A 22,355-nucleotide genomic window follows, 5' to 3' on the forward strand; every position below is an offset into this window, starting at 1 on the left:
TTTCCTATTCTTGCTGGATATGCCCTATCGGGCGTGATGCTGAATGGGTGAGTTGATGGAACACAGGCATGACGATTGAACAGCTACTGGCCGGTTTTCCCCGCGCGAGACTGATGACAGCTGCTACACCGATCGAACGGCTCGACCGTCTGTCCGACCAGCTTGGTCTGGATCTGTGGATCAAGCGGGATGATCTGACAGGGTTGAGCTTTGGCGGCAACAAGACCCGACAGCTTGAATTCTATATGGGCGAGGCACAAAAACAGGGGGCAGATACCATTCTGATCACCGGCGCTGTGCAGTCCAATTTCGTGCGCACGGCTGCCATGGCTGCGTCGAAGCTTGGGATGGAGGCCGTACTTCAATTGGAAGAGCGCGTGCCCGATATGGGAGAGCACTATTATTCCTCGGGGAATGTTCTTCTGGCCCGGATTCTGGGTGCCGAGCACATGCACTACCACACCGGAGAAGACGAGGCCGGGGCCGACAATGCCCTTCACGTGCGGGCAGATCAGCTGATCGCTGAGGGCCGAAAGCCATATGTAATTAACTTGGGCATCGATCATCCGCCCTTGGGGGCGTTGGGTTATGTGGCCGGGGCTGCCGAACTACTGGATCAGATCGCCGATTTCGACGTCGCAGTGGTGCCATCCGGCAGCGGTTCGACCCACGGCGGGTTTCTGGCCGGGCTGCGTCTGGCTGGCATCACGGCACCTGTTTATGGCATTTGTGTTCGCCGCGACCGTCGCCAGCAACATGCACGGTTGCAAAAGGTATTGGAACGGTTGGCGGGTATGATGGAGTTTGACCCGGCTCTGGTCATGAAAGACATCCTCACATGGGACGGCGCATTACCCCCTGGATACGGGCGGATAGGCCCGTCCACACGGAAGGCGCTTGCACAGATGGCGCGCGCCGAGGGTATTTTTCTGGATCCGGTCTACTCGGCTAAAACCTTTGCGGGATTGTTGGAATTACGTGAAAACGGCACCATTCAACAGGGTCAGAAAGTTGTACTGTTGCATACGGGTGGGCAACCGGCGCTGTTTGCATATCAGGAAGAGCTGATCCCGGCCTGAGAGCCATCCGAGAAGCCACTGTATAGGAAGCCGCGCTTAGCCCGCCAACTCTTCGTTTCGAAGCACGCAACGCGGTGACACGTGACCTATGTCAATGACAGTACCGCGGATGTCGTGTCGGTTGAGCGAACCTAGTCCACCTTAGAATGGGTGGAAGACATGTTCGCAGAGTTGGAGGCTGGATATGGCTGATGGATGCGGCTGTGATCGACACGCGCATATGTATCTGAGCGTGGATGAGGCCTTGCGCCGGTGCCTGTCCGCTGCTGATCCGGTCAAAGAAACCGAAACGCTGCCTTTGGCCGCTGCAATAGGGCGAATATTGGGCCGCGACTGTTTCAGCAAGGTCGATATGCCCGCTTTCGACAATTCGGCAATGGATGGTTATGCGGTTCGAACTGCTGATCTTGGCGATGACGACCTGTTCCAGATGCCGGTGGAGGGTCGCATCGCGGCGGGGGACAGCGGGTCTCATGCTGCACCTGCGGGCAGTGCACTGAGGATTTTTACCGGAGCGCCTGTTCCTTCTGATTACGACGCCATCGTCATGCAGGAAGATTGTGATGTTGTTGAGGGGCAAATTCGCTTCAGCCGCCGTCCAAAGCCCGGACAACATATCCGGCGCGCCGGTGAAGACCTTCATGCCGGAGCGCCGATCCTGCGGCGCGGCTGCGAGATTGGCCCGCGCGAGGTGGCAGCCCTTGCATCCGCCGGGTGTGGCGAGGTCGTGGTTCTCCGCAAGCTGAAGGTTTCGATCTTTTCAACCGGCAGTGAGTTGCGCCAACCGGGTGAGCCCCTTGGCCCGGGGCAGATCTATAACTCGAACCGTTACATGCTGCTTGCGCTGTTGCAGAAGCCCTGGATTGAACTTACGGACCGGGGGCCGGTTGAAGATGACCCCGCGCTTTTGAAACAGGTCTTGCTGGACGCGACTGAAACCTCTGACCTGATCATCACGACCGGTGGTGTTTCTGTCGGCGATGAAGATCATATGCCGCGTCTGTTCACCGAGATCGGTGGCGTGACGGATGTGATGAAAGTCGCAATGAAACCGGGTAAGCCCATCATGTTCGGTCGGCGTGGCAGTGCACTTTACATTGGCCTGCCGGGCAACCCGGTTTCTGCTTTTGTGACCTGGCAGATAATCGGATCGCAGATGATGGCGCGCCGCGCCGGTCTGCACCACACCCCGCAGGCAGCCGTGCAGGCAGTTCTGTCGGAACCCTTGTACCGCACCGCGGGCCGTCAGGAATATCGTCCGGTTCAGATTGACAGTCATACACCGGACGGACGGCCCCGATTGCGTCTGATGGAACCGTCCTACAGTGGTCGTGTTGCTTTGCTTGCGCAAGCGGATGGATTAGCGATCATCCCGGCAGAGGTGACGGAATACCCCGAAGGACAAGGCCTTGAGCTATTGCGGTTTTAAGCCCTAAGCGCTTTTCCCGCGGCATCAAAGGGCGGTTCATGCAGGATTGTGGCCCTGTGCGGTCGCCCCAGAACCATAACCTCGACCTCATCACCTGGCTGGGCGTTTTTTACATATCCCAAGGCCAACGACATTCCGACAGTGTAGCCATAGGTGCCCGAGGTCACCCGACCGATCCCTTCACCGTTCTTGAAGATCGGCTCACCACCGGTCGCGTCGGCGTTAGATGCTGTCACATCCGCTTCGTTCAGGTGCAGAATCACCAGGTGTTCCCGAGCCGGGTTCTGCAATACTTTCTGCGCAGCTGCCTTGTTGAGAAAGTCCTTTTCGAATTTGCAGAGGCGATCAAGACCCACTTCATGCGGCCAGTATTCCGGGCTGTATTCGCGACTCCAAGACCCATATCCCTTTTCGACCCGCATAGACATCAGTGCCCGGCTGCCAACAGGGCCAGCCCCGAACTCTTTACCTGCCTCAAGCAAGGCATTGTACAGCCGGGCCTGATTTTGGGTTGCGCAATGCAGCTCCCACCCCACGTCGCCAGTAAAGGAGACGCGCAGGGCAAGGACCTGGACTCCCGCCAGCTCGATCTTGGCAGACCGCATGAACGGGAAATCTTCGGTTGCCAGCGATGTGTTGGTCAGACGTAGCAGGATGTCGCGGGACTTGGGGCCGGCCACATTAAAGCCGCACATCGCTTCGGTTTTGCTTTCGAAAGTGGTGCCTTCAGGTAGCGGAACCTGTTTGAAAAAGCGTTTGTGATACCGTTCTGCCATGCCCGAACCAATCACCCAGAACTCGTCATCAGCCACGCGGGTGACGGTAAAGTCGCCTGCAATACCGCCGCGTTTTGAAATCAGTGGGGTCAGACAGGACCGACCAACGGTTTTCGGCATGGTGTTTGCAAAGACGGCATTCAGCCAGTCTGCTGCACCCGGACCCTTGCAGACATATTTGGCGAAGTTCGAGATATCGATGATCCCGGCACGGCCGCGCAGCATCCTGCATTCTTCACCTACCGGTCCCCACCAGTTCTGACGGGTAAAGCCGTTGGTGTCTTTGGTGCCGGGCGTTGCGGCAAACCACAGCGGATGTTCCCAACCGGCGTTCAGGCCAAAAACCGCACCCATGGCTTTCTGCGCCTCATAGATCGGGCGAACCCGTGCCGGACGACCGGCGCTGCGTTCTTCATTGGGGAAATGGATCGCGAACCTATGACTGTATTGATCTGCCACGCGCGCTTTGGTGAACGCCTTGGTGGCCCAGCTGTCAAAACGCGCCAGATCCCAGGCGAACATGTCGTATTCCATTTCACCCTCGATGATCCACTGCGCCGCCATCAGGCCCATGCCGCCCGATTGCGAGAAGCCGGGGATGATCCCGTTGCAGCAGAAATAGCCGTCGACCTCAGGCACCGGCCCCATCAGAACATTTGAATCCGGCGACCAGATCATCGGGCCGTTGATGACACGCTTGATCCCGGCTTCACCAACCGCAGGCAGGCGTTCGATGGCGTTCATCATGTTCTCTTCGATCCGTTCCAGATCATCAGGGAACAGATCGTGGGCAAAATCCAGCGGCGTGCCTTTTTCGGCCCAGAACCTCATATCTTTCTCATAAGCGCCGACCAGCAGGCCGTTGCCTTCCTGACGCAGGTAATACTCGCCATCCCGGTCTGACACAGATGGCAGACGGGTGCCGTGGCTTTTCACATCAGCCATGGATTCGGTTACGAAATACTGGTGCTCTGTAGGTTGCAGCGGCAGTTCGATTCCGGCCAGTGCCGCAACCTCGCGCCCCCACAGGCCCGCTGCGTTCACCACCCAGCGTGTCCTGATGTCACCTTTTGGCGTTCTGACGATCCAGCTGCCATCCTCCTGCTGCTCGGTTGCAGTGACCGGCGTGAAACGGTGAATCTGCGCCCCGCGTTGACGTGCGCCGACCGCATAGGCGTTGGTCACGCCCGACGGGTCCACATTGCCGCCATCGGGTTCGAACATCACGCAACGGATGCCGTCGTAATTGACCAGCGGGTTCAGCTTTTGAGCTTCTTCGATGCTGATCTCATAGAAGTTCATGCCATACAGTCTGGCCTTTGCGGCCTGTAGCTTCAGCTGATGTTCGCGCTCTTCTGTCTGGGCCAGGTATAGCGAGCCGGGCTGGAATACGCCGCAGCTTTGACCGGTTTCAGCTTCCAGCGCTTTATACAGGTTCATCGTGTAATGCTGGATGCGGCTGATATTGGTACTGTCGTGCAATCCGTGAATGTTGGCGGCTGCGTGCCAGGTTGACCCCGAGGTCAGCTCGTCCCGCTCCAACAGAACTACATCGGACCATCCCAGTTTGGTCAAATGATACAGGATCGAGCACCCGATCACTCCTCCGCCGATGACCACGGCCTGAGCTTCGTTTCGCATTTTGGCTATCTCGCGCGTTTTCGTTCGCGCTTGTTCTTTCATGAAGACTGACCCATCGACAATGTCGACAAAATTCGAGATCGAATGAAGTCAGCTAAACTCAAATTTGGAGAATGCCTGACGGCGCAATACGCTTAAGCAAACGAATTCGTCAGAACGTCAATCGGTGTGCGCGGCCACGTTCAAACAGCTTTAGGTTCAACTCATCTGCTTCCGGCGCGCCATATTCCAACGCAAACACAAATGCGTGGGTCAGGTAAAAACACGAGGCTTCATGATCCTGACGTTGTTCGGCCAGAATCGCCGCTTCGTGATAAAGCCGGATCAATGCGGGTACATCTTTTTCCGCATGGGCTCGCAAGAGTTGTTTATCGAGTTCGTTCAGATCCACTGTGATCCTTTCAGCGAATTCACACCGGCTGCCCAATACTAAAGAAAAGACGGCAACGCCGTCCCGTCTATAGTGTTTGCAACCGACCCGCGATCTGGTCAGTCAGGCCTGACCAGATCGACTTTTCAGGATTGCTTACGCTTCAGCGCGGGCTTTTTCGATCTGCGTGGCCACCCAATGGTGAAAACAATGGGTCGGGCCGTCCATCGCGGGCGAGAAACGACCGCCATCGAATTTCACGCCGTGACGGCCTTTCTGCATGCCTTCAACCACAAAGACGTCTTCCTCGAACACCGTCTTCCACAGTTGCGCGTTCTTGGCACGCAGTGCTTCGTGTTCGGGCGCGTCTTCGGGTTTTTTGGCGTAGTAGAGCTCAATCCGTTCGTTCGAACGCTCATGCGTGATCGGATCGATGAGGAAAGCAAAGCCGTGGTCACGCTGAACACCCAGCAGGGTATTCGGGTAAACGACGATATATTCCGCGCCGTCAGTCCACTGCTCACTCAGGTTCTCGAAATCATCCAGCTTTTCGCCATCGTGACCCTCGAACTGGCGGTAGACATAGGTGCCCTGACCCGAATACTTGCCCAGTTCGTTGATGTTGTAGTGATCTTCCAGACGCGAATAGCTGTTCAGGCCGGGATGAACCCAAGGCAGGTGATAGCTTTCGCAGTAGTTCTCAACAGCCAGTTTCCAGTTCGAGTTCAACTCAAGATAAACCGATGCGCCAGCGCCACCGTGATACATTGGTTGATCGAATTCTTTCCAGCGTTCCATCAACTCGCCATGGACATTTTCGAATTCCGGAGCATCGCCGCTGACATTGACAAAGACAACATCCCGCCAGACATACGAGCGGATGCGGATAAGGCCCAACTCGGCGAAATCTAGATCCTCATGGGTGTTTTGCCCAGGGCCACCGACATGAGGGGCAGTCCGCAGTTCACCATTCAGGCCATAGCACCAGCTGTGATAGGGGCAGCGGATCGCGCCGCGGATTTTTTGCGGCTTGTCGACCAAAATCATGCCGCGATGGCGACAGGTGTTCTGGAACACGCCGATCTGACCGTCGCGATCGCGTACCATCAACAGCGGCACACCCAGGAAATCGATCGGATACGCATCTCCCGCCTCTGGAATGTCTTTGCCAAAGCCGATGCCGGACCAGTTCGCAAACAAGACCGCATCCCGTTCTTCGGCAAAAACTGCGGGATCAATATAATGCTCGTTCGGCAGACCCTTTGCGGTGTTTACCGGTGTCAGAACAGACGAAAGCGGTGCGTGCTTGTTCATCGGCCACTCCTGAGTGATTTTGAATTAGTTTATCGCTGCATCCATTGGCGGCCGAGGCCGCCCACGTTCAATACTAAAAAACCTAATGGCAAATTGAGGCAGGCTAAACCGAACCTTCAGACAGTTCGTTAAGTAACCAATTCTTGAGAGCCAGAGCCCCTTCCGAGAGCTGATCGTCCGGACGACCGACAAGATAGAAGTTGTCCGGGGCGGGCAGGCTGAATTCCTCTAATGCAACGAGTTTCCCTGATGCGAGCATGGGCTGGACCAGACGTTTCCACCCCAGCGCAAGACCCGCCCCTTTACGCGCCACCTGAAGGGCAAGCGCATAGCTGTTCACCCGCGATTCCACGGGAACAACTCCAGAAAACCCGAGGTCGTGAAACCAGGATGACCAGGTCGTCCAGGTGCTGTCCTGCGTTTCAAGATGGATCAGCCGCCGCTGCACGAGGTCTTCAAGACTGGCCCCTTTAAGGTCCGCGGCCATCTGGGGGCTGCAAACGGGTGTCAGGATATCGCGATACAGTTTCGTGTGCGTGAGTTGCGCGTTCGCGTCCCGGCCATAGCGGATGAACAAGTCGATATCCGGCCGGTCCGTGAACGCCTTGTCCTGCGCCATCTGGTTCACTTTCACGTGCGGATAATCCTGCCAGAACCGGATGACAGACGGCGACAGCCAAAGTGCGGCGACGGCAGTGGTTGACCCAACGGTTACGTGGTTCTCGACATCGTTGCTGCGAATCTTTTCAAGTACCTTTGAAATCTGCCGGAACGAAGCGCCGAGTGCCTCAAACAGGTCTTGCCCATCCTCGGTCAGTTCCACGCCGCGGTGTTTCCGGACAAAAAGGGTCGCGCCCAGCTCACCTTCCAGCGCCTTAATCTGATGACTGACGGCACCCGGCGTCACGGAAAGCTCACTCGCGGCTTCCTTGAAACTGAGATGCCGAGCGGCGGCTTCAAAGGCCGATAAAGTCGTAAGTGGGGGAAGGTTGTAGTGGCGTCGAGACATGGAGGTTTGTTGGCTTTTGAACTCTAGGTGAGTTCAATTCATCCGAATGTTAGAAATTTTGCAATTGAAATCTATCTTTTTTCCTGTTGTTTGCTGAACGACCCAGAATGTGCGCCGCGTGAGACCGAACAGGACAAGTGATGGATACTCAAGTTGCCCGCCTTGTGCGAAAAACACCGCTCAGCCCCGAGACCTCTGACTTCTGTTTCGAGATCGAAAGCGGGCGCTTCACCAGCCTCGAGCCCGGAGCGCATGTAGACATCCATCTTGAAGACGGTCTGATACGGCAATACTCGCTGTGGAGCTGGAGCCAGGATGGACGCCTGATCAACGTGGCCGTCAAACGCGAAGACAAGGGGCGAGGCGGGTCACTGGCGATGCATGACCTCCAAGAGGGCGCGACCGTGGAGATCGGCGGCCCCCGCAACCACTTCAAACTTGAAAGCCATGATCGGCACGTCACTTTGATCGCAGGCGGCATCGGGGCCACTCCACTGGTTGCAATGGCACGTGAGCTGCTGAACCGAGGGCAGGATTTTCGTGTCTATTATCTTGTTCGATCAAAAGAATACGCGGCGATGGATGCACAATTCCGGGCGCTTGGACTGGATGAATGGTATCATTTGCATTGTGATAACACAGACGGGGTGTTCGACCTGAGATCGGTCATGCAATCGATGCCGATGGGCGCAGACGTTTATACCTGCGGCCCTGAACCGATGCTGAATGCGGTACTGGAGGCTGGTGCCTTGCTGCGCGGCGGCGCGATACACTTTGAACGGTTCGCCGCCGCGTCGGACATTGAACACGCCCCGAACGCCGATTTCCAGATCGAGATCCAGTCGACCGGTGCTGTCTATCCCGTTGGCAAGGACCAATCCATTCTGGAGGTTTTGCAATCCAATGGTGTGCAGGTTGATTTCGGCTGCTCCGAAGGGCTTTGCGGAACATGTATCGTGGATGTCGTTTCCGGCGAAGTCGATCATCGCGACGGTATACTTACCCCGCAAGAGCAGGAAACGCATGAGTTCCTGTGCACATGCGTTTCGCGGGCCAAGTCGGGTAAACTGGTATTGAAACTGTAGAAGGAGCCACATTCATGCCCTTTACTTGTTCTCGCTAACACCTGTTTCGAGTAACCGTGAGCGTCGTTTCAAGTTGCATATGTGTCGGAATCTTGGGTGAGCCGCCCTAACCTCTGTCATAGGTTTCCCCGAATTGAAGGGCGCAACCACTTCTTGCGAAGCTGCAACCAGGTTCAACGGCAGACAGACTTGCCACTTCGAGCCAACAGCTTTTGCAAGCGAGAACAATCCGGGAGGAAAAGAGCGGTGGGCGATCCCACATGGTGTGTGGTCTTCCCCGTAAGTCTCAGCTGAGTTGCAGTCAACTCGCTGATCGTTTGGTGCATTGGGCACGTTATTTTCGCCGTCCCGCGCGGTGCACCCCAAGCCGAAATCAGAAGAACAAGAAATGGCGAACACACGGAGGAAAACGCAATATGTCGATACCCGATCCATTCACGGACGTTGAGATAAAGACGGCGGATGCCGGTTTTTACGAAAATTACAGCGTCCCAATTGCCCTGATCAGCAAGTCCATCATGGTCGCGCTGGTTTTGTGGGCACTGATCTTCCCAGCAAACGCAAACGGTACGCTTGGCAGCCTGAACGGGCGGTTGCTTGAGCTTTTCAACAGCTTCTACATTGTCATTGTCGGGTTGTTCCTCGTTTTTCTGGCCGTTGTCGCCGCTATTCCATCCACGGGTCGCCGTGTGATGGGAACACCCGGTGAAAAGCCCGAGTTTTCGAACTTCTCATGGTTCTCCATGATGTTCGGCGCCGGCTTGGGTGTTGGTCTGATGGTTTTTGCAACCGCAGAACCGTTGGGGCTGTGGGGTTCGAACCCCGAAGTTGTGTCCGAGGCGGTCGTGGGAAATACACCCGAAGCACTGCAGTCGGCTTACCGATATACCTTCTTGCACTACGGGTTTCACGCTTGGGCCATCTATGTGGTGACCGGGTTGTCGCTGGCATATTACGCCTATACCCGCGACATGCCTCTCACCATTCGCTCGGCGCTGACGCCCCTGTTTGGCCGCTTCGTCAATGGCTTCTTCGGCCATGTGGTTGACGTTTTGGGCGTTGTTGCAACGATCCTCGGTGTTTCTGTTACCATCGGCTATGGTGTCAGCCAATTCATCGACGGGCTTTATGCCATCACCGGTATGGAATGGGTCATGGATCTGGGTGGTGAAGTTCCAACCCCAAGCAAAGTGGGTCTGATCGCCGGTCTGGTCATCATCATGAGTCTGTCGATTATTTCGGCCGTATCAGGCGTTGGTCGTGGTGTTAAATACCTGTCGAACCTGAACCTCGTATTGTCGATCATCCTGTTGGGCACATTTATCGTCTTCGGCTCGTTCGTCTTTGCCATGACCACTTATGGCACAGCAATGGTCGACTATATTCTTCATATCCTGTCGCTCAGCTTTAACGCCTATGGTCCACTGTCAGTTGAAGCCTTCGCTGCGGCTCTGCCCGCCGAAGCACAAGCCCATGCCAATGATCTGATGGGCGGAGCTACCAATGCGTGGGGCAGCTTTGACGGTTTCAAGAGCGGCCTGGAAGGGGCAGCAGCCGAGTTGGATGAAGCAATGCTGGCGGCCGTTTATGCGGCGGGTGAGCAGGGGCGTCAGTTCGGCTGGCAGTCGGGCTGGACCACGTTCTACTGGGCCTGGTGGATCGCGTTCTCGCCCTTTGTGGGCTTGTTCCTTGCCCGTATTTCGAAAGGACGGTCTGTCCGCGAGTTCATCGTGGGTTGCGTGTTCGCTCCGGCGTTGGTGTGCTTTGCTTGGATGACGGTTTTGGGCGGCACCGCGATCGACCTGGAACTGGCAGGCGCTGCAGAAGGTGCGATCGTCGGAGCATCAAACACCAACAAGCTGTTCGTGACCCTGTCTTACATGATTGACGGAGGTCTGTTGTCATTGCTGAACGTGATGTGCGTGATCCTGATCATGACATTCCTCGTCACGTCGGCAGACTCGGGCATTCTGGTGATGAACACCATCATGTCGGGCGGCAGCCAGGAGACGGGCATCAAGCACCGCATCATCTGGGGTGTCATCCTGACGGCTGTGATTGGCGCGCTGGTCCTCGCAGCGGGCGAAAACAACCCGATGGATGCTTTGCGAAACGCAATGATCATCGGAGCACTGCCCTTTACTGCTGTAATGGGTTTGATGTGTATTGCATTGGCCAAAGCTTTGTTCCGAGACAGTCAGCGTGACAAACATGCCGCTACAGGTGCACAAGCCGCCGAATAAGCAAATGCTTAGCTTATGACGTGATCAGGCCGTCTGGAATTGGGCGGCCTGATTTTTTTTGCGTAGACACTGGCCACGACCCTCAAACAACGAAAAGGTGCTGGCCAGCCCGACTGTGGCGAGACACCAAAACCATATCTCAACGAAAAAGCCCCGGTAAAAACCGGGGCTTTTGAGCATCATTTCGTGAAATTCCTACATGCAGGCTTCAACGGCGCGTTTGGTCATGACCGACACAAGATGCGCCCGGTATTCCTTGCTGCCATGTAAATCAGCGATCATGTTGGCAGGGTTAATCCGAAGGTCCATCAAGGCGTCCGGGCGGAACTCCTTGTTCAGCGCCTGCTCGGCTTCGCTCCAACGGAAGACGCCGTCCTCACTTGCCCCGGTCACCGCCACGCGCACGCCGTCCGTGAAACGGGCCAGATAGACCCCAACAAGTGCAAACCGCGACGCTGGCTGCAGGAATTTCTGATAGCTTGCCGCCTGCGGAACCGGAAAGCGGATCGAAGTGATGATCTCGCCTTCTTCCAGGGCTGTCGTGAACATGCCTTGAAAAAAGTCATCTGCCGCAATTTTACGCGCGTTGGTCACCACGGTTGCGCCCGATCCCAGCACGCCCGCCGGATAACAGGCTGCCGGATCATTGTTTGCAACCGAACCACCGATGGTTCCACGATTGCGCACTGCCGGGTCGCCAATTTGTCCAGCCAATGCCGCCAGCGCGGGATAAGATCCTGCAGCGTCGCGAGCAACGACAGCGTGGGGTGTTGCACCCCCAACTGAGACCGAGCCGTCATCATCAACGCAGACGCCTTGCATCTCTGCTATGCCGCCCATCGACACCAGTTTGGACGGTGCCGCCAATCGCTGTTTCAATGTCGGGATCAGGGTTTGCCCACCTCCCAACGCTTGCGCATCCTCTGCTGCCAATGCTGCAACCGCGTCAGCAATGGTCGAGGGCTTCTCAAACTCGAAATTGTACATTTCGTTCTTCCTTTCCGAAAGGCGCTGATCCGCCCTTCATCTGGCTATAAATATCCCGGGGAGCGCGAGGGGCTGGCCCCTCGCTCCCCAACCTCTCAACCATGCATCGCCGTCCAAACGCGTGACGGGCTCATCGGCATGTCGATATGATCAACAGCCTTTCCGCCCGAATTCAGTGCGTCCAGAACCGCGTTGACCACCGCCGGCGGCGAACCGATCGCTCCGGCCTCGCCGCAACCCTTCACACCAAGCGGATTGTGTGTACAGGGCGTCTGGCTTGAATGATCGACGCTGTAGAACGGGACGTCATCAGCGCGTGGCATCGCGTAGTCCATGAAGGACGCGCTCAGCAGTTGGCCATTCTCGTCATAGGCACAGTTTTCAAGCAAGGCTTGACCAATGCCCTGACCAATACCGCCATGCACTTGTCCATCAACGATCATCGGATTGACGATATTGCCGAAGTCATCCGCAGCCGTGAACTTCTCAATCGTGACCTGACCTGTGTCCGGATCAACCTCAACCTCACATGCATAAGCCCCTGCCGGGAAAGTAAAGTTGGCCGGGTCATAAAACGCGGTTTCTTCCAGTCCCGGTTCAACTTCCAGCGGATAGTTGTGCGGGACATAAGCCGTGAGGGTCACATCCCCCCATGCCACCGACTTGTCGGTCCCCGCAACACTGAACTGACCGTCCTTCAGCTCGATATCCGCCTCGGACGCTTCCAACAGGTGGGCGGCGATCTTCTTGGCCTTGTCGATCACTTTTTCGGTCGCCTTGACCATCGCCGATCCACAAACCGCCAGCGAGCGTGAGCCATAGGTGCCCATGCCGAACGGAATCTTCGAGGTGTCACCATGCACGATCTCAACCATCGACTCGTCGATGCCGATCATGTCGGCCACAACCTGCGGGAAGGCCGTCTCATGCCCCTGACCATGGCTGTGCGCGCCGACCATGACGCTGATCGAACCGGTGGCATTAACCCGAACGGTCGCGGCATCATAAAGACCCGCCCGGGCCCCCAGCATGCCAACGATGTTCGACGGCGCGATACCGCAGGCCTCGATATAGCAGTTGACACCCAGGCCCCGCAGCTTGCCGTTGGCCTCGCTTTTTGCACGGCGGGCGGCAAAGCCTGCCAGATCGGCAGCAGCCTCAAGCTTGTCCATTGTCCCGTTGTAGTCCCCGGTGTCGTAAGTCAGCGCCACTGGCGTGTCATAGGGGAACTGCGTGACAAAGTTCTGGCGACGCAGGGCGATCGGATCCACACCCAACTCGCGGGCGGCCTTGTCGATGACACGCTCCAGCTGGAAGGTTGCTTCGGGGCGGCCAGCGCCGCGATAGGCGTCCACCGGCACCGTGTTTGTAAACATCGCCTTCACATTTACCTGAATGACCGGGGTCTTATAGTTGCCTGCCATCAGCGTCCCGTGCAGCCATGTCGGCACCGAGCTGGAGAAGGTCGAAAGATAAGCGCCCAGATTGGCATAGGTGTTGGTCCGCAGCCCGATAAAGTTGTTATCCGCATCCAGAGCCAGTTCAATCGTGCTGACATGGTCACGACCCTGCGCATCCGACATGAACGCCTCGGACCGGCTGGCGGTCCACTTGACTGGGCGGTTGCAGGCTTTGGCGGCAAAGGTGCAGAACGCTTCTTCCGCATAGTGGAATATCTTGGTGCCAAATCCACCACCCACATCCGGGGCCACGACGCGGACTTTATGTTCCGGCAAACCCAGAACGAAGGCGCACATCAACAAGCGGATGACATGCGGGTTCTGCGAAGTGGTATAGAGCGTATATTCATCCGTGCCCCGGCTGTATTCCGCCACGGCCACGCGCGGTTCCATCGGGTTGGCGACCAGCCGGTTGTTCACCAGATCCAGCTTGGTAACGTGCGCCGCGTTGGTAAAGACGTCGTTCATCTTTGCGTCGTCGGCCTCACCCAGCTGCCAGTCGTAGCAGATGTTGTTTTTCAGATCGTCATGAACCAGCGTCGCGCCTTCCTGCGCGGCGGATTTCATGTCGATCACGGCGGGCAGTTCCTCGATATCCAGATCAATAGCCTCAACCGCGTCACGGGCCTGTTCCAGACTGTCAGCCACCACGGCGGCAATGGGATCGCCCACGTGGCGCACCTTGCCCTGTGCTAGAATGGGATGTGGCGGTTCCTGCATCGGTGCGCCGTGCTTGTCGGTCACTTCCCAGCCACAGGGCATTCCGCCCACGCCTTCAAAGTCTTTGCCGGTGAATATCCTGACCACGCCGGGCATACCCTCGGCCGTTGATGTATCCACGGAATTGATCCGCCCATGCGCGATGTCGGACCGCAGGAAATATACGTAAGCCTGGCCACGTACATTGATGTCGTCGGTGTAGTTGCCTGCTCCGGTCAGAAAGCGGACGTCCTCGCGCCGCTTGGAGCTGGCTCCGATGCCACTGTCTTTGGGCATTGCTTGTTCTCCTCCCATAAACGGATGCTGTTGCACCCTTCACTTGTCCCACGGGCGCAACATTTACGCCCGCAGCGGCATCATTCCGCGGCGATACTGCCGACGTCCTGGCCAGAGGCGGCCATGATCGCCTTGACGATATTGTGGTACCCTGTGCAGCGGCACAGGTTGCCTTCCAGGTATTTCCGGATTTCGGCCTCAGATGGGCGCGGGTTGTCTTTCAGCAGCGCTGCGGCGCTCATCACCATACCCGGAGTACAGAACCCGCATTGAAGGCCGTGATGATCCTGAAAGGCTTGCTGGATCACGTTCAGCGAACCGTCCGCATTTGCCTGACCTTCGATGGTGCCAACATCAGCGCCGTCAGCTTCGACCGCCAGCATATTGCACGACTTCACGGCCTGACCATTCACATGTACAACGCAAGCGCCGCACTGGGCCGTATCACAGCCGACATGCGTGCCCGTCAATGACAGTTGCTCGCGCAGAAAGCCGGACAGTAATGTCCGGCCCTCGACCTCGCCGCTTACGGCCTTGCCGTTCACGGTCATGGAAATTTTCATGACTTTCTCCTCCCTGAATTCCAACGGTTCAACCGCCCAATACGCGCTTGAACCAACCTTTTTTTGCTTCGCCTTCTTCATCTTCGGCCGAAGGTTCGGCTTGAACCTGATCCGAGGTTTCCGGATCGGGCGTTTTTTCCGGTTCGACCGCGTTCTGAAAGTTTTCAAAGAACCGGTCGGCCATTTTTCTGGCGACTCCATCAATGACCCGGCTGCCAAGCTGGGCCAGCTTGCCACCGACACGTGCGTCGACGGTATAGGTCAGCAGAGTACCTTCGGGCACATCAGACAAACTGACATCGGCCGCACCCTTGGCAAAACCCGCAGCCCCACCCTTACCTTCACCCGAGAGCTTCACGCTTTCAAGCGTTACGATATCAGAAAGGGTAACGGCCCCTTTGAAGGTCGCTTTGACGGGGCCAACTTTCTGCACCACCGTCGCTTCGAACCCGTCATCGACCGAGCCCGTCATTTCCTGACATCCCGGAACGCATTCTTTCAGAACCTCAACCGACAAAAGCGCATCCCAGACCTTGGATCGCGGCGCGGCGATGACGCGGCTGTCGCTAAGCTCCATTTCTCTTCTCCAGGTGTTTTTTCTTACGCTACGTGGTGTTTTTCGCCCTGCCTATTAGACCTTGGGTGTAGGTGACGCCGAGCCGGTCTTATGTACGACTTTGGGCCAGTAGGCGCAGATTACTTTCGTTGTTAGGATTGGGTAAGCTGGGGACAATCTGATTGAAAAAAGGCAATACCAAATGCTTGCTGACTCCGTTGTAAGGTCTGGCTTCGAGAAAGTGCTGATCGTCGATGACCACCCCCTGTTTTGCGACGCGCTGTCGATGACCTTGCAAAGCGTGGCGCAGATCGGCGAAATCCATACCGCAGACCGACTGGAAGGCGCGATGGAACTTCTATCAGGGGGGCTGAAACCGGACGCGGTCATGCTGGACCTCAACCTGCCGGATGTGGAAGGGCTGGACGGCCTTGTCCGTCTGAAGGCTGCTGCGAATGCCCCGGTTATTGTGGTGTCCTCGATGACGGATAATCGCGTTGTCAGTCAGGTGATTCAGGCGGGTGCATCGGGTTATGTACCCAAGCATAGCCAACGCGATGTGTTTCGCCTGGCATTCGAGACAGTGCATTCCGGCAAAGTTTTTGTGCCCGAAGGATGCGTTCTGATCAATGTTGAAGAGGATGAACACGCCGACGCGGTCAATCGGCTTGCGACACTGACAAATCAGCAAGCCCGCATCCTGCAACTGATCTGCGAAGGTAAACTGAACAAGCAGATTGCCTATGACCTGTCCATTGCGGAACCCACGGTCAAAGCGCATGTCACGGCAATCATGCGGAAACTGGGTGTGCAAAGCCGGACGCAAGCCGTTCTGATTGCAAAGAAAGCTTCGTTTGCCAGCGTCTTGCAAGACCAAGGCTAAGCGTCATACTCTCACCACATCGTCGCGCTTTAGGGAGGAGGCTCGATGGACCAAGCAGTCGGGTGGGCGACAGCCCGGACCGGTGCAACAGGCATCGTCAAAACGGCTTTCGTGCGTTACGACACCGGGCAGGCGCTTGGGGTGCTCGAACGTCAAATCGGGGCTGAGCCACTTGCGCTGGTGATATTGTTCGTCAGTCCGAACGCGGACGCCGCTGCGGTCATTGCCAAAGCCGAGCAGGTGTTTGCGCCTACGCCGGTGGTTGGCTGCACCACCGCCGGAGAACTTGCGGATAGCGGTTATTGCGAAGACCAGATCGTCGCAATCGGCCTCCCGCAATCCCATTTCGACACGCGTACGGTCCTAGTTTCCGATCTGAACGATTTTGAGGCGGAAAGCATCATCAACGAGATGATCCACAACCGAAATGCCATGATGGTCACGGCGCCCGACTGGAGCCATGAGTTTACGTTCCTGATGATCGACGGATTGTCGACCAAAGAGGATGCGTTGACCTCCGAGTTGGCCGTCGGCTTGGGGCCGGTGCCATTGTTTGGCGGATCGGCCGGTGATGGAACCCGGTTCGGGCGTACCTATGTGCTGCATCAGGGCAAGGCACTGAGCAATGCTGCCATACTGACTCAGGTTCGTACGCGGTGCCCGATCAAGGTGTTCAAAACGGATCATCTGGTTCCAACGACCCGGCGTATGGTCGTAACCAAGGCGGATCCGGCAAAACGCATCGTTCAGGAGATCAATGCCGAGCCCGCCGCCCGCGAGTACGCCCGTATCCTTGGCAAGGATCCGGAACAACTGACGACATTCACCTTTGCGGCGCACCCCGTTGTTGTGCAGATTGGTGGGCAGCATCACGTCCGCGCCATTCAGCAGGTGGCGGGCAACGGGGACCTTGTCTTTTTCTCGGCCATTGATGAAGGGCTTGTGCTGACGCTGGCCGAACCAAGGGACATGGTAGAGCACCTTGAGGAAGAAATCGGCCTTCTGACCGAGAAACGGCAACCCGACACAATTCTGGGCTGTGATTGCATTCTCCGCCGACTGGAAGCGCAGGAAAAGCAAAAGACACGCGAAATCTCGGACATTCTGGCCCGCAATCACGTTGTCGGATTTTCAACTTACGGAGAGCAGTACAACTCTATCCATGTGAACCAAACTCTGACGGGTGTTGCGATTTATCCGCCCGAGAAAGAGTAACGCATGATCGAGCATCTTACTGACCCGTCGGACTCGGTTGACCGCCAGAACGAGAAACTTCGCAAGATCGCCGAAGCGCTGATGCGTCGGGTAGAAGAATCCACCGATGCGTCAGGCGCAGCTTATGCGCAGTTTCAGCGTGCGGCCGTGCTTGAACAAGAGGTCCGCGCCCGGACGAATGATCTGGAACGTGCCCTTGAATTGCTGAACGATTCCAATGCCAGATTGGCACAGGCGAACAAGGACACCGAAGCCGCACGCGCGGATCTGGCCAATGCAATCGAAACGGTGCAAGAGGGGTTTGCCCTTTTCAATCGCGACGAAAAACTGGTGCTGTGTAACAGCCGTTTTGGTCTGCATATGCCCGACATTCAGGAGCGGCTGAGCCCGGGATTGAGCTTTGCCGAATATGTCGAACTGGTCAGCCGATCAGGGTTTCTGTCCCTGCCTGAAACAATGACACCGACAGACTGGGCCAAAAGCCGCCTGGATCGGCACACGGACGATCATGTGGTGTTCAACGTCCGGCTTGTTGGCAATCGGTGGTCACAAGTGTCCGAACACCGCACGCCGGATGGCGGCACTGTTATTCTGCAAACCGATGTGACCGATATCATGCGGATCGAACGGCAGGAGCGTGACCGGATACTGGATGACAAGGCCAGGCTGATCCGCGCAACGCTTGAACATATTGAACAGGGCGTTTGCATTTTTGACAACAAACACCGTCTGATCGGGTGGAACAACCGCGCTAGCGAGTTGCTGGCCATTCCAATCGCACAGTTTCAGACGGGAACCCGGTTTGAATCGCTGTCCAATCGCCTTGGCGCGAACATCAGGTTCCAGAAGGGGGTAACGGAAGCCGATCTTCTTAACTGGGTGACGCGGCAAACCTATCGCCGTCCTCTGCAATTTCAGATGCACCGTGGAAGGTCGAAGATACTTTCTGTTTTTGCGCAGGAAATGCCCGACCGCGGTTTTGTGATATCCTTCACCGATGTAACCGCAGAACGAAAATCCGCCCAGGCCTTATATGAGGCCAAAGAATTGCTGGAACAGCGCGTAACATCGCGCACGATGGAACTGGCTGACGCTTTGAACGAGGCCGAGCGTGCAAACGCATCCAAGTCGCGATTTGTGGCAGCGGCCAGTCACGACCTGTTGCAACCTCTGTCAGCGGCAAAGCTTTATGTTGCATCGCTGGGCAGCGGTCTGGACAAAGACGACGCAAGAACCGTTGCAGGAAAGGCTGAAAGTGCGCTGAACAGTGTTGAACACATTCTGGAAGCGCTGCTGGATATCTCGAAACTTGATTCAGGGCGGGCCACCGCGCATTTGTCGACCATAACAGTGAGTACGCTGTTTTCGCAGATGGAAGATGCGTTTCGCCCGGTGGCGCAGGCAAAAGGGCTTGAGCTGTCTTTTGTTGACACGAACGCGCGCGTGACCAGCGACGCCAGCTATTTGCGTCGGATTTTGCAGAACCTGCTTTCGAACGCGATCAGGTATACCGAGGTTGGAAAGGTTCTGGTCGGTGTGCGGCGTCGCAAAGGCGCAATTGCCTTGCAGGTCTGGGATACAGGTATCGGTATCGCGTCAGACCAAAGAGACCTCGTCTTTCAGGAATTTCAGCGCCTGCATTCTGATGCCAGCGCCGCAGAGGGTATGGGATTGGGCCTTGCAATCGTGGAGCGCGCCTGTGGGCTGTTGCAACATCCAATCCAGCTGTATTCCGAAGTAGGCAAAGGAACTGGATTCTCGGTCGAAGTGCCGTTGGCGCAGGAAGAGCAGACCATTTGCAGCAGCGGCCCTGCGGCCCACGATCCGGGCTCCAAGGTCCTTGGTAACACGGTCGTATTGTTGATTGAGAATGATGAAAACCTCCGTAGTGCACTGACCATGACCATCGAATCCTGGGGGGTCGAGGTTCTGGAGAGCGAAAGCGAAGACGAAGCAATCAATCTACTTCGTGAAATTGACATTCTGCCTGACGCAATAGTTGCCGATTTTCAGTTAAATCACGATAGAACCGGTGTCGACGCGATACATGCCCTGACGCACGAGTTTGGCCCTCTGCCCGGCTGCATTATCTCGGCCAACCGATCACCTGAACTGGCCGAGCGTTGCAAGCGCGCCAATCTGCCTTTGCTCTACAAACCGCTAGATGCGCGACTACTGCGCTCAACGCTGGAATCGTCGATTGCACGCCGCAACTGAGCGGCCTCAATCTGTGACCGGTTCAGATTGAACCAAGGGTCTTCCCCTTGCCGAAACAGCTGGTTAAGAAGTTCTTCCAGCGTCGTTTCAGGAGGCCCCATTGGACCGTATCGCCCGCACCATCGCCACCGAGATTAATGCACGATCCGAGCAGATCGGTGCCGCGATCAAGCTACTGGACGACGGAGCAACCGTGCCTTTTGTCGCCCGGTATCGAAAAGAAGCAACCGGAGGATTGGACGACACCCAGTTGCGTCTGCTGTCCGAGCGGCTGACCTATCTGCGCGAGCTTGAAGCGCGGCGTGAGACCATCCTGAACTCGATCAAGGATCAGGGCAAACTGACAGAAGATCTGAGCCAATCCATAGCACGTGCCGAAACCAAAGCGCAGTTGGAAGACATTTATCTGCCATACAAGCCAAAACGGCGCACCAAGGCTATGATTGCGCGCGAAAATGGGCTTGAATCTTTAGTTGACGCTATTCTGGCGGACCGCAACTGCGACCCTCAAGCATTGGCTGCGGCATACCTTACCGAGGCAGTAACAACCACCCGGGATGCTTTGAACGGCGCGCGGGACATTTTGACCGAACGGCTGACGGAAAACGCCGCACTGCTGGGCGAATTGCGCAGCTTCATGCAGCGCGAGGCTCTGATCAGCGCAAAGGTCATCGAAGGCAAGGAAAAGGACGGCGCAAAGTTCAGCGACTACTTTGACCATGCCGAATTGTGGGCAGACGTGCCGTCGCATCGGGCATTGGCGATGCTGCGGGCATCCAAAGAGGGCATCGTCACGCTGGATATCGCGCCTGAACCGGAATTTGGTGCCGCGCGGGCCGAGACGATTGTTGCCGCTCATCTACAGACACGTGGCACGGGGCCGGCAGACGCATGGTTGCGCAAAGTCGCGGGCTGGACATGGCGGGTAAAGCTTTCGCTGTCCATGATGGTCGAACTGATGGCCGATCTGCGCAGCCGGGCGCAGGACGAAGCCATTCAGGTCTTCTCGCGAAACCTCAAGGACCTGCTGTTTGCCGCGCCGGCAGGTGCCAAGGCGACATTGGGTCTGGATCCGGGCATTCGTACGGGCGTAAAGGCTGCTGTCGTTGATGCGACCGGCAAGGTCGTTGCCACTGACACCTTGTACCCATTTCAGCCGAAGAATGATTTGCGTGGTGCACAGGCCAGTATCCTCAATCTGATATCTGCTCATCAGATCGAACTGATCGCAATCGGGAACGGGACGGCCAGCCGTGAAACCGAAAAATTGGTTGCAGGCACTCTTGCTCTACTACCCAAGACGGTGAAAGCACCAACAAAAGTGGTGGTGTCAGAAGCTGGGGCTTCGGTCTATTCCGCTTCTGAACTGGCTGCGCGCGAGTTTCCGGATCTGGATGTCTCGCTACGTGGTGCGGTCTCGATTGCGCGCCGATTGCAGGACCCTTTGGCCGAGCTTGTTAAAATCGAACCGAAATCCATTGGTGTCGGCCAGTATCAGCATGATGTGGATCAGCATCGCCTGTCACAGTCTCTGGATTCCGCGATCGAGGATGTGGTGAATGCTGTCGGGGTCGATCTGAACACAGCGTCCGCGCCTTTGCTGTCACGCGTATCAGGTCTGGGGCCAGCGCAAGCCGAAGCGATTGTCACCCACCGCGATTTGAATGGGCCCTTCCTATCGCGGAAGGATTTGCTGTCCGTCGCCCGCCTAGGACCGCGCGCGTTCGAACAATGTGCCGGCTTCCTGCGTATCAGGGACGGTTCCGAGCCGCTGGATGCGTCTTCGGTACATCCCGAAGCCTATGACATTGCGCGCCGGGTTGTTGCCGCCTGCGGCCGTGATATCCGAAACATCATGGGCCATAATGGCGCGTTAAAGGGGTTGCGGGCGGAACAATTTGTAACTCAGGATTTCGGCCTGCCGACGGTTCGGGACATCTTTGCCGAACTTGAAAAGCCCGGACGCGACCCCAGACCCAGTTTCGTCACCGCATCATTCACCGATGGTATCGAAGAAATCACCGATCTGAAACCCGGAATGGTTTTGGAAGGCACAGTCACCAACGTCGCGGCTTTTGGCGCTTTTGTGGATATCGGCGTGCATCAGGATGGGCTTGTTCATGTCAGCCAGCTGGCAGACCGGTTTGTCAAAGATCCGCATGACGTGGTTAAGACCGGGCAGGTGGTTAAAGTACGTGTTGTCGATGTTGATGTCCCGAGAAAGCGCATTGGGTTGACCATGCGAAAACAAAGTGGCGGCGGACATCGTCGCGCGTGATCGCAAAACGACGCGTGATGAAGTGCGCTGCCTTCTTGAAACCGCGTTTTGAGGGGCGTCAGCTTAGTATCTTGCACGTGGTTCAATCCATGATTACGACTGGGACGACCGGAATGAAGGTGATGTTGGCGCTACAGAAACGGCTGTGCTAATTGATCTTTTCTTTCTTGAAAGTTCGAAAAGACCGGGGTTGTCGCGGTGGGCTGGTTCGTAGTCTCTTGTATAACGTCTGAAGCACAACCTTGGCCCAAGGC

The 22,355-nt window shown here is 56.6% G+C and carries 16 protein-coding genes; 8 read left to right on the forward strand and 8 right to left on the reverse strand.

Annotated elements, in window-relative coordinates:
- Nucleotides 1–68 precede the first annotated feature (68 nt).
- Together ACR0NZ_RS16910 and ACR0NZ_RS16915 are read left to right on the forward strand one after the other, a co-directional pair.
- On the forward strand, nt 69–1,079 hold the full coding sequence (locus ACR0NZ_RS16910) for a D-cysteine desulfhydrase family protein (protein WP_480520506.1): 1,011 nt from the start codon (nt 69–71) through the stop codon (nt 1,077–1,079).
- Nucleotides 1,080–1,263: 184 nt separating this feature from the next.
- Entirely contained in the window at nt 1,264–2,508 is a 1,245-nt protein-coding gene (locus ACR0NZ_RS16915; protein WP_480520508.1) for a molybdopterin molybdotransferase MoeA, read from the forward strand.
- On the opposite strand, the gene ACR0NZ_RS16920 is transcribed toward ACR0NZ_RS16915, so the two are convergent.
- The 4 genes from ACR0NZ_RS16920 to ACR0NZ_RS16935 all read right to left on the reverse strand — a co-directional run bounded on the left by ACR0NZ_RS16920 (nt 2,505) and on the right by ACR0NZ_RS16935 (nt 7,618).
- Nucleotides 2,505–4,925 (reverse strand): GcvT family protein, encoded by a 2,421-nt coding sequence (locus ACR0NZ_RS16920; protein WP_480520510.1) that lies wholly within the window; start codon nt 4,923–4,925, stop codon nt 2,505–2,507. The genes ACR0NZ_RS16915 and ACR0NZ_RS16920 overlap by 4 nt on opposite strands.
- A 151-nt stretch (nt 4,926–5,076) precedes the next feature.
- Entirely contained in the window at nt 5,077–5,316 is a 240-nt protein-coding gene (locus ACR0NZ_RS16925) for a hypothetical protein (RefSeq protein WP_480520512.1), read from the reverse strand.
- A 135-nt stretch (nt 5,317–5,451) separates the two neighbouring features.
- Entirely contained in the window at nt 5,452–6,609 is a 1,158-nt protein-coding gene (locus ACR0NZ_RS16930) for an aromatic ring-hydroxylating oxygenase subunit alpha (RefSeq protein ID WP_480477339.1), read from the reverse strand.
- Between the two features lie 103 nt (nt 6,610–6,712).
- Nucleotides 6,713–7,618 carry a LysR substrate-binding domain-containing protein gene (locus tag ACR0NZ_RS16935; protein WP_480520514.1) on the reverse strand — a complete coding sequence of 302 codons (906 nt, stop codon included), beginning with the start codon at nt 7,616–7,618 and terminating at the stop codon, nt 6,713–6,715.
- A gap of 140 nt (nt 7,619–7,758) precedes the next feature.
- Between ACR0NZ_RS16935 and ACR0NZ_RS16940 the strand changes: the two genes are divergently transcribed.
- On the forward strand, nt 7,759–8,703 hold the full coding sequence (locus tag ACR0NZ_RS16940) for a PDR/VanB family oxidoreductase (protein WP_480520516.1): 945 nt from the start codon (nt 7,759–7,761) through the stop codon (nt 8,701–8,703).
- A 416-nt stretch (nt 8,704–9,119) separates the two neighbouring features.
- Nucleotides 9,120–10,946 carry a BCCT family transporter gene (locus ACR0NZ_RS16945; RefSeq protein WP_480520518.1) on the forward strand — a complete coding sequence of 609 codons (1,827 nt, stop codon included), beginning with the start codon at nt 9,120–9,122 and terminating at the stop codon, nt 10,944–10,946.
- Between the two features lie 195 nt (nt 10,947–11,141).
- On the opposite strand, the gene ACR0NZ_RS16950 is transcribed toward ACR0NZ_RS16945, so the two are convergent.
- From ACR0NZ_RS16950 to ACR0NZ_RS16965, 4 genes are all read right to left on the reverse strand, one after another.
- Nucleotides 11,142–11,933 carry an FAD binding domain-containing protein gene (locus tag ACR0NZ_RS16950; protein ID WP_480520520.1) on the reverse strand — a complete coding sequence of 264 codons (792 nt, stop codon included), beginning with the start codon at nt 11,931–11,933 and terminating at the stop codon, nt 11,142–11,144.
- Between the two features lie 95 nt (nt 11,934–12,028).
- Nucleotides 12,029–14,389 (reverse strand): xanthine dehydrogenase family protein molybdopterin-binding subunit, encoded by a 2,361-nt coding sequence (locus ACR0NZ_RS16955; RefSeq protein ID WP_480520522.1) that lies wholly within the window; start codon nt 14,387–14,389, stop codon nt 12,029–12,031.
- Nucleotides 14,390–14,469: 80 nt separating this feature from the next.
- Nucleotides 14,470–14,952 (reverse strand): (2Fe-2S)-binding protein, encoded by a 483-nt coding sequence (locus tag ACR0NZ_RS16960; RefSeq protein WP_209507073.1) that lies wholly within the window; start codon nt 14,950–14,952, stop codon nt 14,470–14,472.
- 28 nt (nt 14,953–14,980) lie between these two features.
- Nucleotides 14,981–15,529 (reverse strand): SRPBCC family protein, encoded by a 549-nt coding sequence (locus ACR0NZ_RS16965; RefSeq protein WP_480520524.1) that lies wholly within the window; start codon nt 15,527–15,529, stop codon nt 14,981–14,983.
- Between the two features lie 181 nt (nt 15,530–15,710).
- On the opposite strand from ACR0NZ_RS16965, the gene ACR0NZ_RS16970 reads away from it, so the two are divergent.
- The 4 genes from ACR0NZ_RS16970 (at nt 15,711) to ACR0NZ_RS16985 (ending at nt 22,101) form a co-directional block, all read left to right on the forward strand.
- Nucleotides 15,711–16,391, forward strand: a complete 681-nt coding sequence (locus ACR0NZ_RS16970) for a response regulator (protein WP_480484332.1) — start codon at nt 15,711–15,713, stop codon at nt 16,389–16,391.
- 45 nt (nt 16,392–16,436) lie between these two features.
- Complete coding sequence (locus tag ACR0NZ_RS16975; protein ID WP_480520526.1) at nt 16,437–17,606, forward strand: FIST N-terminal domain-containing protein; 1,170 nt, start codon at nt 16,437–16,439, stop codon at nt 17,604–17,606.
- Nucleotides 17,607–17,609: 3 nt separating this feature from the next.
- Nucleotides 17,610–19,823 carry a hybrid sensor histidine kinase/response regulator gene (locus ACR0NZ_RS16980; protein WP_480520528.1) on the forward strand — a complete coding sequence of 738 codons (2,214 nt, stop codon included), beginning with the start codon at nt 17,610–17,612 and terminating at the stop codon, nt 19,821–19,823.
- A 100-nt stretch (nt 19,824–19,923) separates the two neighbouring features.
- On the forward strand, nt 19,924–22,101 hold the full coding sequence (locus tag ACR0NZ_RS16985) for a Tex family protein (RefSeq protein WP_480520530.1): 2,178 nt from the start codon (nt 19,924–19,926) through the stop codon (nt 22,099–22,101).
- The last annotated feature ends 254 nt before the right edge of the window (nt 22,102–22,355 follow it).

Source organism: Ruegeria sp. AE3, assembly GCF_056542225.1.

Bases quoted from the DNA above. Each gene is read 5' to 3' on its own strand.
- ACR0NZ_RS16930 (WP_480477339.1), bottom strand. From the start codon at position 6,609: ATGAACAAGCACGCACCGCTTTCGTCTGTTCTGACACCGGTAAACACC.
- ACR0NZ_RS16915 (WP_480520508.1), top strand. From the start codon at position 1,264: ATGGCTGATGGATGCGGCTGTGATCGACACGCGCATATGTATCTGAGC.
- ACR0NZ_RS16935 (WP_480520514.1), bottom strand. From the start codon at position 7,618: ATGTCTCGACGCCACTACAACCTTCCCCCACTTACGACTTTATCGGCC.
- ACR0NZ_RS16950 (WP_480520520.1), bottom strand. From the start codon at position 11,933: ATGTACAATTTCGAGTTTGAGAAGCCCTCGACCATTGCTGACGCGGTT.
- ACR0NZ_RS16980 (WP_480520528.1), top strand. From the start codon at position 17,610: ATGATCGAGCATCTTACTGACCCGTCGGACTCGGTTGACCGCCAGAAC.
- ACR0NZ_RS16940 (WP_480520516.1), top strand. From the start codon at position 7,759: ATGGATACTCAAGTTGCCCGCCTTGTGCGAAAAACACCGCTCAGCCCC.
- ACR0NZ_RS16910 (WP_480520506.1), top strand. From the start codon at position 69: ATGACGATTGAACAGCTACTGGCCGGTTTTCCCCGCGCGAGACTGATG.
- ACR0NZ_RS16970 (WP_480484332.1), top strand. From the start codon at position 15,711: ATGCTTGCTGACTCCGTTGTAAGGTCTGGCTTCGAGAAAGTGCTGATC.
- ACR0NZ_RS16965 (WP_480520524.1), bottom strand. From the start codon at position 15,529: ATGGAGCTTAGCGACAGCCGCGTCATCGCCGCGCCGCGATCCAAGGTC.
- ACR0NZ_RS16945 (WP_480520518.1), top strand. From the start codon at position 9,120: ATGTCGATACCCGATCCATTCACGGACGTTGAGATAAAGACGGCGGAT.
- ACR0NZ_RS16955 (WP_480520522.1), bottom strand. From the start codon at position 14,389: ATGCCCAAAGACAGTGGCATCGGAGCCAGCTCCAAGCGGCGCGAGGAC.
- ACR0NZ_RS16960 (WP_209507073.1), bottom strand. From the start codon at position 14,952: ATGAAAATTTCCATGACCGTGAACGGCAAGGCCGTAAGCGGCGAGGTC.
- ACR0NZ_RS16975 (WP_480520526.1), top strand. From the start codon at position 16,437: ATGGACCAAGCAGTCGGGTGGGCGACAGCCCGGACCGGTGCAACAGGC.
- ACR0NZ_RS16920 (WP_480520510.1), bottom strand. From the start codon at position 4,925: ATGCGAAACGAAGCTCAGGCCGTGGTCATCGGCGGAGGAGTGATCGGG.